This window comes from Thalassospira sp. ABL2_045 (genome assembly GCF_056161285.1).
The window spans coordinates 52,865-65,266 of the sequence record NZ_JBSWYV010000006.1 but is presented as its reverse complement, the minus strand read 5'-3'; the positions used below and the strand labels follow the sequence as shown (position 1 = coordinate 65,266).

The 12,402-nt window shown below is 57.3% G+C and carries 12 protein-coding genes; all 12 read right to left on the bottom strand.

All coding sequences use genetic code 11. The features are described from left to right. Window position 1: 1 nt before the first annotated feature. Window positions 2-718 carry a tRNA (guanosine(37)-N1)-methyltransferase TrmD gene (gene trmD / locus ACXAIA_RS10580; RefSeq protein ID WP_475349295.1) on the bottom strand — a complete coding sequence of 239 codons (717 nt, stop codon included), beginning with the start codon at window positions 716-718 and terminating at the stop codon, window positions 2-4. A gap of 3 nt (window positions 719-721) precedes the next feature. Further along, window positions 722-1,396: a ribosome maturation factor RimM gene (gene rimM / locus ACXAIA_RS10575; protein ID WP_475344199.1), complete on the bottom strand. Its 675-nt coding sequence runs from the start codon at window positions 1,394-1,396 to the stop codon at window positions 722-724. Window positions 1,397-1,443: 47 nt separating this feature from the next. Further along, a complete protein-coding gene (gene rpsP, locus ACXAIA_RS10570) occupies window positions 1,444-1,857 on the bottom strand; it encodes a 30S ribosomal protein S16 (protein WP_475344200.1) in 414 nt (137 codons plus the stop codon). Between the two features lie 149 nt (window positions 1,858-2,006). Then, on the bottom strand, window positions 2,007-3,494 hold the full coding sequence (gene ffh, locus ACXAIA_RS10565) for a signal recognition particle protein (protein WP_475349294.1): 1,488 nt from the start codon (window positions 3,492-3,494) through the stop codon (window positions 2,007-2,009). Window positions 3,495-3,796: 302 nt separating this feature from the next. After that, on the bottom strand, window positions 3,797-4,654 hold the full coding sequence (gene panC / locus ACXAIA_RS10560; RefSeq protein WP_475349293.1) for a pantoate--beta-alanine ligase: 858 nt from the start codon (window positions 4,652-4,654) through the stop codon (window positions 3,797-3,799). A gap of 53 nt (window positions 4,655-4,707) precedes the next feature. Beyond that, on the bottom strand, window positions 4,708-5,553 hold the full coding sequence (gene panB / locus ACXAIA_RS10555) for a 3-methyl-2-oxobutanoate hydroxymethyltransferase (protein WP_475349292.1): 846 nt from the start codon (window positions 5,551-5,553) through the stop codon (window positions 4,708-4,710). 225 nt (window positions 5,554-5,778) lie between these two features. After that, window positions 5,779-6,477 carry a cyclic nucleotide-binding domain-containing protein gene (locus tag ACXAIA_RS10550; protein ID WP_475349291.1) on the bottom strand — a complete coding sequence of 233 codons (699 nt, stop codon included), beginning with the start codon at window positions 6,475-6,477 and terminating at the stop codon, window positions 5,779-5,781. A gap of 79 nt (window positions 6,478-6,556) precedes the next feature. Beyond that, window positions 6,557-6,745, bottom strand: coding sequence for a cbb3-type cytochrome oxidase assembly protein CcoS (gene ccoS, locus ACXAIA_RS10545; protein ID WP_475344209.1), 189 nt, complete (start codon window positions 6,743-6,745; stop codon window positions 6,557-6,559). A gap of 4 nt (window positions 6,746-6,749) precedes the next feature. Next, window positions 6,750-9,173 carry a heavy metal translocating P-type ATPase metal-binding domain-containing protein gene (locus tag ACXAIA_RS10540; RefSeq protein WP_475349290.1) on the bottom strand — a complete coding sequence of 808 codons (2,424 nt, stop codon included), beginning with the start codon at window positions 9,171-9,173 and terminating at the stop codon, window positions 6,750-6,752. Next, the gene (locus ACXAIA_RS10535; RefSeq protein ID WP_475349289.1) at window positions 9,170-9,691 is read right to left on the bottom strand and encodes a FixH family protein; all 522 of its coding nucleotides are present in this window, start codon (window positions 9,689-9,691) and stop codon (window positions 9,170-9,172) included. Before ACXAIA_RS10535 ends, ACXAIA_RS10540 begins: the two co-directional genes overlap by 4 nt. Window positions 9,692-9,723: 32 nt before the next feature. Further along, a complete protein-coding gene (gene ccoG, locus ACXAIA_RS10530; protein ID WP_475349288.1) occupies window positions 9,724-11,223 on the bottom strand; it encodes a cytochrome c oxidase accessory protein CcoG in 1,500 nt (499 codons plus the stop codon). A gap of 306 nt (window positions 11,224-11,529) precedes the next feature. Then, window positions 11,530-12,402 carry a cytochrome-c oxidase, cbb3-type subunit III gene (gene ccoP, locus ACXAIA_RS10525; protein WP_475349287.1) on the bottom strand — a complete coding sequence of 291 codons (873 nt, stop codon included), beginning with the start codon at window positions 12,400-12,402 and terminating at the stop codon, window positions 11,530-11,532.

Genomic DNA, 12,402 nt, shown 5'->3' with positions numbered 1-12,402 from the left:
TTTAACCCTCTTTGATGTTCCCGTTTGCCACGTACCGGTCCCAAAGGTCCGGGCGTCGCGCACGGGTAATTTCTTCTGCCTGAGCATGCCGCCAGGCTTGTACCTTGGCATGATGTCCGGAAAGCAAGATCTCCGGCACGTCACGCCCGTTCCAATTGGCCGGGCGCGTGTAATGCGGATATTCAAGCAACCCGGTTTCAAAGCTTTCCTCGTCGACAGACTCGGTCTTGTTGACCGTTCCCTCAATGAGGCGAATGCACGATTCAATCAGGACCATGGCCGGCAGTTCGCCGCCCATGAGGATGTAATCACCGATGCTGATTTCCTCGGCCGCGTGTTCATCCAGAACCCGTTGGTCGATACCTTCGTAACGACCGCAAAGCAGGATGGCACCCGGGCCTGCTGCCAATTCACGGCAGCGTTTCTGGTTCAGCACTTTTCCCCGCGGGCTGAGATAAATCAGCGGCAATTGCGGTGCATCTGCACGCAATTCACGCAGGGCGGCGTCGACAATATCCGGGCGCATGACCATACCGGCCCCGCCCCCGAAGGGATTGTCGTCTACAGTGCGGTGGCGGTCGGTTGCATGATCGCGGATGTCTTTGACATCAAGCGACCAGATCCCGTTCTCAAGCGCCTTGCCAGCCAAAGACTGACCAAGCACACCCGGAAACATTTCCGGGAACAGGGTTGCAACTTTTGCCTGCCACACAGACATCGATCAGGCCTCCTTCCCGCTGCCGGTCGCGGTTTCCGCGCCTACTGCATCTGCAGTAACGGCCTCAGAATCGCGGTCGGCCTGAGAGTCCTTGCGGGATTTGTTCGGACGACGGCTGCGATTGCCGGGTCCGTCTTCATCCTGCAGTAGCCCCTCGGGCGGATTTACCACCATCTTGCGTTCCGAAAGAATGACCTCGGGCACGACTTCCTTGGTGAAGGGAAGAACCACAACCTTGTTTTTGGCTTCTTCAAGCGCGACTTCGATAACGTCGCCAGCGCCGAAATCAGCCACACCCCGAACGGTGCCGAAAATCGAACCATCAATGTGGAACGCTTTCAGACCGACAAGGTCAGCAAGGTAGAATTCATCTTCTTCAACCGTCTCAGGCAGTGCAGCACGCGGTACATGCAGCTTGGTGCCCCGCAGCCGTTCGGCGCCGTCCCGGTCGTCCACACCTTCGATCTTGGCGATCAGCTGGTCGCGGACATGTCCGACAGGAGACAGCTTGTATTTCACGCGTCCCTTGGCGTCGAACAACGGGCCGTAACCGACAAGGTTATCCGGATCGACGGTATAGCTTTTGACGCGCACGGCACCACGCACCCCGTGCGGGGCGGTGATCATGCCGACGCAGACATAAGCTTCGTCGTTTTTGGATTTGCGGGTTTCAGCCATTTCGGTTCACAAGTTTTTGGTATCTGATCAAAGCGTGCGTTTGGCGATTACTCGCCTGCAGCTTCTTCTTCAGCAGGTGCTGCTGCTTCGGCAGCGGCTTCCGCAGCAGCGGCAGCAGCAGCTTCGGCTTTCTCAGCTTTCTCACGAAGACGTTCCTGAGCTTTCGCTTTCGGAGCAGACTTCTGCGGCTGTTCGGTCGGTTTGAACGCGTCAGCAAGGCCAGCTTTGCCCAGGAAACGTGCAACACGATCGGTCGGCTGTGCGCCAACAGACAGCCAGTATTTGATGCGCTCTTCTTTGAAGGTAACGCGGTTGTCAGCATCCTTCGGGAGCATCGGGTCATAGGTACCGACACGCTCGATGAAGCTGCCGTCACGCGGCGAACGAACGTCAGCAACTACGATACGGTAGTACGGACGTTTTTTGGCACCGCCACGGGAAAGACGAATCTTGACAGCCATTCGGATAAGTTCCTTTCAGCTTGGGTTTGTAGTCTTCTAAATCATGACCCCGAAGGGCCTATTCACTTGGTCTTTGATCCGGCTTTAAGGGCCGGGTTTGGTTCCTAAGAGGAATTCCTGAAGAACTCATTCTCGAACCGGGGGCTTGGCTATTTCTTTTTGCCGAACCCCGGGAATCCCGGAGGCAGGCCACCGCCGCCTCCCAATCCCGGCAACCCGGGCGGCAATCCGCCCCCGCCACCGGTCAATCCTTTTGGCAGGTTGCCCAAGTCCGGCATTTCGCCGCCCTCAAGCATCGAAGGGTCCATTTTCGGCATGCCGCCAAACATGCCCTTCTTGCCCTGCTTGCCCATCTTTTTGATCATGGTGGACATGGTCTGATACTGCTTCAGAAGCTTGTTGACCTCCTGAACAGTCAGACCACAGCCAGCAGCAATACGCTTTTTGCGCGATGCCTTGATGATGGCCGGGTTTTCACGTTCTTTGGGCGTCATCGACAGGATGATCGCTTCCTGGTGGGTCAGAAGTTTGGGATCAAGCTTGGTCTGCGACATCTGTTTTTTCAGCGCGCCCATGCCCGGCAGCATTCCCATGATGCCGGAAAGATCCCCCATTTTCTGAAGCTGTTTGAGCTGTGCCAGAAGGTCGTTCAGGTCAAACTGACCTTTACGCAGCTTCTTGGCCATTTTCTCGGCGTCTTCGGCCTTGATGTTTTCAGCAGCCTTTTCAACAAGGCTGACAACATCGCCCATGCCAAGAATACGGTTGGCGATACGATCGGGATGGAAGGCTTCCATCTCGTCGATTTTTTCGCCGATACCGATCATCTTGATCGGGCAGCCGGTGATCTGACGCATCGAAAGGGCGGCACCACCACGGGCATCACCATCAACACGGGTCAGAACGATACCGGTGATACCGACCTTGTCGGCAAATTCCTTGGCAACGTTGACCGAGTCCTGACCGGTCATCGCATCGGTGACCAGAAGGGTTTCAACCGGGTTGACCGCATCACGGACCTGGGCGACTTCGCTCATCAGTTCCATGTCGATATGCAGACGGCCGGCGGTATCAAGGATCACCGCGTCATAGCCTTCCTTGCGGCCGGTATCCATGGCGCGCTTGGCAATCGATACCGGCTTTTCGCCCATGACGATCGGCAGAACGCCAAGACCGTTATCGTCAGCCAGAACCTTCAGCTGCTGCTGGGCGGCCGGACGATAGATATCGAGCGATGCCAGAAGGACTTTCTTGTTGCGCTTCTTGGTCAGGTTGAGCGCGATCTTTGCAGAACTGGTGGTTTTACCCGAGCCCTGCAGACCGACCATCAGGATCGGCACCGGCGGGGTAGAAGCGAGATTGATTTCCTCGCCTTCGCCCAGCATGTTTTTGAGTTCGTCATGGACGATCTTGACGACCATCTGACCCGGCGTGACCGAGCGCAGAACGTCCTGACCAACTGCACGTTCGGTGGCGTTGGAGATAAAGGTTTTGACGACCGGAAGTGCCACGTCCGCCTCAAGCAGGGCGACGCGTACTTCGCGCATGGCTTCCTTGACGTCGGATTCTTTCAGCGCGCCACGTTTGCGCAGCTTATCGAGAACCCCGCCAAGGCGATCGCTTAGTCCTTCAAACATTCCAAATCCCGTCTGTGTTGCCGGTGTTTCCACCGCGTGCGCACAAAAAACTAAAACCCAGTGCTCGAAACTCGAGGACTGGGGGAGTCACCCCTTGGGCGACCTTTGGTGGGGAGGGTTTATTGGATCAGGGGGTGGGAGTCAAGCGCAATCGGGCGCAAAAGCGCGTTATTCTGCGCTTTTCATCGGCTTTGTCGTGCAATTGCCGATTCCGCCAATATGCGCGGGTGTTTAACCCCCGGTCATGCGCGCTGCCATGCCCTTTGTGGTGGCCGGGGCGATGTCCGGGGTGATGTCCAGGGTTATGCCGGTTCAATCGCGTGATTGTCGATCAATCGGGCCTTGCCAAGCCGGGCTGCCACGAAGATGCGCGCCGTTTTCCGGACCGTATCGCTGATCAGTTCCAGTGTCGCCGCATCACGGACTTCAAGGTAATCAATCGGATCAAACCCGGCCTTGAGAATATCTTCGCGCCCCTGGGCCAGAAGCGGGCCGAGTTCTGCCCCCGTCGCGGCCTTGGCGGTGATTTCGGCCAGCACCTTGTTCAATGTCGGGGCAATTGCGCGTTCATCAGGTGTGAGATAGCGGTTGCGCGATGACATGGCCAGACCGTCATCTTCGCGCAGGATTTTGGCCCCGATAATCTCGACCGGGATGTTCAAATCCGCACTGAAACGGCGGATGACCATCAGTTGCTGGAAATCCTTTTGGCCGAAGATCGCGCAATCCGGCAGCGCCTGGAGCAGCAATTTGGTCACGACCTGTGCCACGCCATCAAAGTGGCCGGGGCGGGCTGCGCCACACAGCACATTGGTCATGGCCCCATCAACGCAGACCTTGGTGGCAAAGCCGTCGGGATACATTTCCTCGACCGAGGGGGCAAAGCACAGCTCAACTCCGGCGTCGTCCAGCAGCTTCTGGTCCGCAGGCAGGGTACGTGGATAGGCCCCGAAATCTTCGTTGGGCGCGAACTGGGTCGGATTGACGAAGATCGATACAATCACGCGGTCTGCATGTTCACGCGCCAGATGGGTCAGGCTGACATGGCCATCATGAAGGGCGCCCATGGTCGGAACCAGGGCGACACGCAGACCTTTGGCGCGCCAGTCGGCAACAGTCGCGCGCAAATCAGCGACAGTGTGAACAGTCGTAAGGGACATCGTTATCGTCGTACCGAAGATTGCAGAAAATCGCGGCGATCCGGGCCCGGGGCTCAGACCGCGCGCAACTTACCTTTTTTCGCCAGCCCAAAGCAATGTTCATCCGCCGGGAACTGGCGGGTGCGCACTTCGTCGGCATATTGGCCGACGGCCTCGGACACTGCATCGCCAAGATTGGCGTAGCGTTTGACGAATTTTGGCGTGAAGTCGGAAAACAGGCCAAGGATGTCTTCAGTGACCAGAACCTGACCATCACAGGCGGGGGACGCCCCGATGCCAATCGTCGGGATATCAATCGCCTCGGTGATCTGACGGGCGACCGGTTCGACCGTACCTTCGATCACCACCGAGAATGCGCCGGCATCGGCAACCGCCTTGGCATCGGCAAGGGCCTTTGTCGCGGTTTCTTCATCGCGGCCCTGGCTTTTGAAGCCGCCCATGGTGTTGACCTGTTGGGGCATCAGGCCGATATGGGCCATCACGGGCACACCGCGCATGGTCAGAAATTCGATGGTTTCGGCCAGTTCCGCACCGCCTTCGATCTTGACGGCAGCACAGCCGGTTTCGGCCAGAATGTGGGATGCTGTGCGGAACGCCTGTTCCTTGGATTCCTGATAGCTGCCAAAGGGCAGATCAACAACAACGCAGGCATTTTGTGATCCGCGCATGACGGCCTTGCCATGATTGACCATCATATCGACGGTCACGGCAAGCGTGCTTTCCATGCCATAGACAACCATGCCCAGTGAATCACCGACCAGAAGCAGGTCGCAATGTTCATCAAGGCGCTGGGCCATTGGCGCGGTATAGGCGGTCAGGCAGACAATCGGTTCCTGCCCCTTACGGGCACGAAGTTCTGGGACGGAGGTCCGGCCCATCTTTTTGCTGGTGGCACTCATGACGTTTCTCCCCCGGTACAACCGGATTTCGCTGCCCGATCTCTGTCGGGCGTGCGGTCATGTGTACAATACCATGGCCGCGAACGGGAAACATTTTTTGCAATCGCGAAATAGGCAATTCGGCCAATAACCGCCATTTCAGGCGTGTCGGGACTGATGTTTCGAATGATCTGTACCGCTTAGTTCGATTGGCCGTTCACAGGTACGAAGAAATCCACGAAGGAATCAAAGACCTTCGGCAAGATCTTCGAGCATATCAAGACCGACCGCTTCGATATGGCGGTTGTCCTTAAGCGAAATGGTCGATTCCTTGCGAAGCTGGGTCAGCGTGCGTGACACGGTTTCAATCGTCAGGCCAAGATAATCGGCAATGTCGGACCGGCTCATGGGCACATTGATGGTCTCGGTGCTTTCGCCGCGATGTTCCTGACGACGGGCCAGCATCAGAAGGAAGGATGCGACCTTTTCCTTGGCGGTCTTGCGGCCCAGCAGAAGCATCTGATCCTGTGCGGCAGCCAGTTCGTCGACGGCCATGCCAAGCATGCGTTTTTCAAGATGCGGAAACTTGTCGAACATCTTTTCGAGCTTCTGACGCGGGAAGCGACACGCGGTGACCGGTTCGATCGCCTCGGCGGAATAGCTGTAGTTCGAGTTCAGGGCCAGCCCCAGGAAGTCACCGGCAAACAGGAAGCCGGTGATCTGACGGCGGCCATCGCCCAGCAGCTTGTACAACTTTACCGAGCCGGCCGTCACGTTGAACACATAGTCGGCTTCTTCGGCCTCGTGGAAAATCGTGCTGTGCGGGTCGTAATGAGCGTGAGTCAACAATTGGCGCAGCTGATCATGCTCGTCACCATGCAGGGCAGAGCAGAAGGTTAAGTCCTTGATCGAACAGGCTTCGCAAATTTGGGGGCGGACTGCCATCGCAGACTCCGATGCTGGTGACCCGGTAGGCGGAATGAAACTGAATCTATCCGATGAGATAGCGCAGTTTCAAGCAATTCTAACTATCGCTTTGATGGAATTTCTTTGAATCGGTCGGTGGCGCGACGTCGTCATCATCAAAGAGAATGCGATTTGCCGCACCTTCCATATCGTCAAACTGCCCCGAACGCAACGACCATAAGAATGCGCCAAGGCCCAGAAGCCCGAGAAACAGGGCAATCGGGATAAGGAGAAGGAGGTTGCTCATGGCATTAGGCTCCTGCCTGCTGCGACAACTTGGTTGCCGGTTTCGTGCCGATCTCGTCAGGCTTGCCTGATTTTGCATGCAAACGCAAGGCGTTGGCGATCACGATTAGGGAAGAAGATGACATCGCGATGGCCGCAAAGAGCGGGGTTACAAACCCCGATACCGCCAGCGGAATCGTGACGATGTTATAGGCAAAGGACAGGGCAAAGTTTTGACGCACAAGCCGGTCAGCCTTGCGGGCGACGTCAATGGCTTCAATCACAGCGCCAAGCCGGTCGCCCTGAAAAACGATGTCGGCCGCATTTTGCGAAATCTCGGCGGCTGTGGCCGGGGACATTGACGCGTGGGCTGCCGCCAGGGCCGGGGCATCATTGATGCCATCGCCCACCATCAGGTCGTGCTTGCCCGCATCTGATCGGGTTTGGATATGGTTGGCTTTCTGGGTTGGCGACATCCGCGCTTGCCAGTTGGGAATGCCCAGCGTTTCGGCAAGCTGGCGGACGGTGCTTTCGCGGTCGCCTGAGAGCAGGGTCATGTCAAAGCCGCGCTTGCGCAGGGTGTCGATCACATCGGGTGCGTCGCTTCGCATGGTGTCGCGGAAGACAAAACGTGTCGGTGCAACCCCGGGCTCTGCCAGCCACAATTCGGGGCCGATAATATCAGACGGCACCGCCGCATTTTCGGCAATATCGCAAAAGGCACGGCTGCCCAGCCGGATTGGACCCGCGGGACCAGCCGTCATCAGGCCAAGTCCAGCTTGCTCCGTTACATTGGGATGTGCGGTGACATTGCCCGCCGCACGCACCAGGGCGCGCGACAGCGGATGGTTACTGTTGGCCGCCATGCTGGCCGCCAGCATCAATTTGTCCTCAGCCGGTTGGCCAACCAGTTCCGGTTTGCCAGTGGTCAGAGTGCCGGTTTTATCGAAAATGATGCCGGTGATCTTGGTCAGGCGTTCAAGCGCGGTTGCCGATTTCACCAGAACCCCGGCACGCAACAGCCGCCCGGTGGCAATCACCTGAACGACGGGAACGGCAAGTGCCAGCGCGCAGGGGCAGGTAATGATCAGAACCGCGATGGCATTCATCAGCGCGTCCTGCCAACCAATGCCGACAATCAGCCACCAGCCGATGAAAGTCGCCAGCGACAGGGTATGAACCACCGGCGCATAGGCCTTGGCAACCCGGTCGGCAATCGCGACATAGCGGGCGCGGCCCTGTTCGGCATTTTCCATCAGGCGGACAATTTCCGACAGCAAGGTATTGCCGCCGGTCGCCGTTACCTCGATGCGAAGCGGGGCAGATATATTGGTGGTGCCAGCAAAGACCGTGGTGCCCGGACGGGTCAGGACCGGGATGCTTTCGCCGGTAATGATGCTGGTGTCGATATCGGACTGACCTTCGATGACCTTGCCGTCAATGCCGATGCGTTCACCCGCCGCAGCCAGAACGATCATGCCTGGCGTGGCCTTTTGCGGCGCGATCAGACGCCGGGTGCCATCCGGATCAATGACCGTGATCGAGCGGGCATTAAGCGACAGAAGATGTTCTGCCGCCGAGCGCGCCTGTCCACGTGCGCGCCCATCCAAATACCGCCCGATCAGCAGGAAAAACAGCAACGTAATCGCACTGTCGAAATAGGCATGTGGTTCGCCGCGGATGGTTTGTGCCAAGCTCATGCCCAGTGCCAGAATGACACCCAGACTGATCGGCACATCCATATTGACCCGGCGATTGCGGATAGCACCAAGGGCCGAGCGATAAAATGGCAATCCGGCATAGGCCGCTGCGGGTAGCGCGATCAGGGCGGAAATCCAGTGAAACAGATCGCGGGTCGCCCCACCCATGCCCTGAAAATACCCGGCCCAGACCGAAACCGACAGCAACATCACATTGCCCGCGGCAAACCCGGCGACCGCCAGACAGCGCAGGAGTTCCTTGTTGCGCGATGTTGTGGCCTGTTCAAGGGCAGCCGGATCAAACGGGATCAGGCGATAGCCCATCTGCATGACCGGACGAATGATGTCTTCGATATCGCTGACCTCGCCCTGCCAGCTCAGGCGCAGGCGGCGGGTCGTCATATTGACGCGCGCGTGCAAAACAGCACTGTTTCGCTGCAGCAGGGTTTCAATCAGCCAGACACAGGCCGCACAATGAATGCCATCGACCATCAGATTAAGATGATGGTGGCCGTCGCTATCGGTGCTGGCCAGTTCGGTGAAATCGAAATTTGCGACTTCTTCTTCGTCCGGGCGAAGCGCACGGACCTTGGGATCGATGGCACGTCGCTTGTAATAGGAAGTCAGTCCCAGTTCACCCAGCAACTCATAGGCACCGGCACACCCGGCACAACAAAAGTCGGGTGCCGCCGGCGACATGGGCGTCACCGGTTCGCCACAGTGACGACAGGACTGAAGGGGGGCGTTCATGGATTTACGACGACATACTCGACGGTCTGATAATCATCACCCATCGCATTGGCGATGGTACGCAGCTGCCAACGACCATAGACCGGGAAGGAGGCACTTGCACGATATTCACCCGGGGCAATTTCTGCCATCGGGATGGTGGCATCAAGATCGTCACGATCGGCACGCGACATCATGACAGACATCTTGGCGCCGGTAATCGGGTTGGAGTCCTTGTCGCGGAACAGAACCGTGATGGTGCCATTCTGATCAATGACACCATCGACGCTAAGCTTGCTGCGCCAGCCAAGTTCTTCCTGGCGGGCAGCCCCGGAAATGGCCGCGTTATAATTGTTGCCTTCTTCGAAGGCATGCTTGGTCACGAGGCCATTCCAACTGGTCATCGAAAAGGTGATCAGCGAGATATTGGCGATCAGCATGATGGCGAAACCACCGACAAAGTACCATGGGATCCAGCGGTCCGACTTGCGCGGACCGTTTTGATCGGAAGAAGGGGATGTCGTCATCTGCATAGCCATTTCTTGTCTCCAATACTGATGCGCTGCTGCGATCAGTTGTCGGTCTCGGGACCGGCGAACACTGTATCATATGTTTCGGTATTTCCGGTGTCCTGATCGGTCACGGTAAATTCGAACGGTGTCGATTTGCCGTCAAGGTCGTCAGGATCGGCGGCGATAAACACGCGGAAACTGCCAACCCGGTCCGGTGCCACATCAAGGTCAAAGGTGCCATCCTGATTGGGCGTCAGGCCAATGACCTGAAGCTCGGTGGCATCCAGTCCCTGAATGGACAGGACATAGGTTTTCTCGGCCTGTTCCTTGTTGAGAACCTTCATGGTGTAGCCATTACGTACGTCACCATTGGACAGGGCAACAAACAGCGGGTTGCGGTCGCGCAGGACATTGAGTTCCAGCACCGAACGGTTGGCCAGACCAAACATCATCACAGATGCAATGATCACCAACAGCACCGAATAGAAGATGGTCCGCGGGCGAATGATGCGTACGCGGGTTCCCTTGCCCTGCGCGCGAAGCTGGGTGTTCTGTACCGAGTCAAAGCGGACCAGATCACGCGGGAAGCCGACCTTGTCCATCATCTCGTTACAGGCATCGATGCACAGACCACAGCCGATGCATTCAAGCTGCAGGCCATCGCGGATATCAATGCCGGTCGGGCAGACATTCACGCAAGCGTGGCAATCAATGCAGTGGCCGGTTTCGGGCACTTCGCCGCGAACAAGGTTTTTACGTTTGATCGGACCACGTGTTTCACCGCGCCAGTTTTCGTAGGTGACGATCATGCTTTCATCATCAAGCATCGCAGACTGGAAGCGCGGCCACGGGCACATATAGGTGCAGACCTGCTCACGCGCCCAGCCGGCCAGAAGATAGGTCGAACCGGTCAAAAACGCGATCGTGACATAGGTGCCAAAGCTGGCATTGGCGGTAAAGATATCGACCATCACGGTCGGAGCGTCATGGAAATACAGGACGAACGCCCCGCCGGTCGCCATGGAAATCGCGATCCAGGCCAGATGCGTCGCGCTGATTTTCCAGACTTTTTCCAACGTCCATTTCGATTTGTCGAGACGGACACGGGCGTTGCGGTCCCCCTGAATGTAACGTTCAACCAGCATGAACAGATCGGTCCAGACCGTCTGCGGGCAGGCATAGCCGCACCAGATACGGCCAAACAGCGACGTCGCCAAGAACAGACCAACAGCCGCCATGATCAGGATGCCGGTGATGTAATAGACTTCCTGCGGCCAGATTTCGATGAAGAAGAAATAGGCGCGGCCCAGATCCATGTCGATCAGAACGGCCTGATCGGGGGCGGTCGGTCCCCGGTCCCAGCGCAGCCACGGCACGACCCAATAGATGCCCAGAAGGGCGATCAGTGCAAACCACTTCAGGTTCCGGAAGCGACCGGAGACGCGTTTCGGATAGACTTTGTCGCGCGTTTTATAAAGCTGGATATCCTCTTCCTCAGGCGCGAGGTTCGGATTAGCCTGCGGGGGGACTTCGGAATGCTGCAAATTGGACATGGCCATGTTCGCTACCTGGTTGTTGCTCTGAACCCGACGACTGCTCTCTGTGCGGGGCGAACCCGCCAGTCGTTTTGAAGGTTAGGCTGTCAGGAGAAGTTGGTTTCTGGCAGCTTTGCAGGGCAAACTCTAATTATTCAAATCTCAGTCAGAAGATACGAGAGGCCCACTTCAGACACCATGACACATGTCAATTTGTCGGACGGTTCTGTGGGAAAAGTACGCGAAAGCTGGTGGATTGATCAGGCGCGCAGAAAAAAGGCCCGCGATCATTGATCGCGGGCCTTGCTTGAAAGCGATTTGGCGTGCTGCTTACTGGCCGCCACCGAGCGAGTGGACATAAACCGTCAGCATTTTGATGGTTTCTTCGTCCAGACGACCACCCCATGCCGGCATGACGCCGCCACGGGAATTCATGACCGTCTCGGTGATGGTTTCTTTCGAACCACCATAGAGCCAGATGGCATCGGTCAGGTTCGGCGCACCGAGATCCTGAACGCCTTTGGCATCTTCGCCGTGGCAGGATGCGCAGTTCTCTTCAAAGACGACCGCACCGCGATCCGCCGCAGCGGTGTCGGTTGCACGATCGGTGAAGGAAAGAACATACTCGACCACATCTTCGATCTGGTCACGTTCAAGCAGTTCGTCACGACCGAAGGCCGGCATGTCATTGAAGCGGGTATCTTCGTTGGCATCCCAACGCACACCGACATGCAGTGTTTCGTTGATCGCCTCAAGCGTACCGCCCCAAAGCCACGCATCGTCCTGAAGCGACGGGAAGCCCGGGTTACCCGAACCGCCCGTGCCATGACACGGTGCGCAGTTGTCGGCGAAGACCGCCTTGCCGCCAGCCATGGAGAAGTTCAGAAGTTCACTGTCATTGGTGATTTCCGAGACATCCAGGGCTGCCAGACGTTCCATGTAAGGTGCACGTTCGGCCGCAACATTGGCCATGGTTTCGTGCAGCTGGGTACGGTTGGTGGTTGCAAACATACCCTTGAGATAATCATTGGCAGTCGGCCAGGACGGGTAAACCACCCAGTAACCAACCGACCAAATGCACGTAATCCAGAAGACATAGACCCACCAGGAAGGCAGCGGAGTGTTGAGTTCCTTGATGCCATCCCATTCGTGACCGGTGGTATCTGTTCCGGATACCTGATCTTTCTCGACTTTAGTCGACAT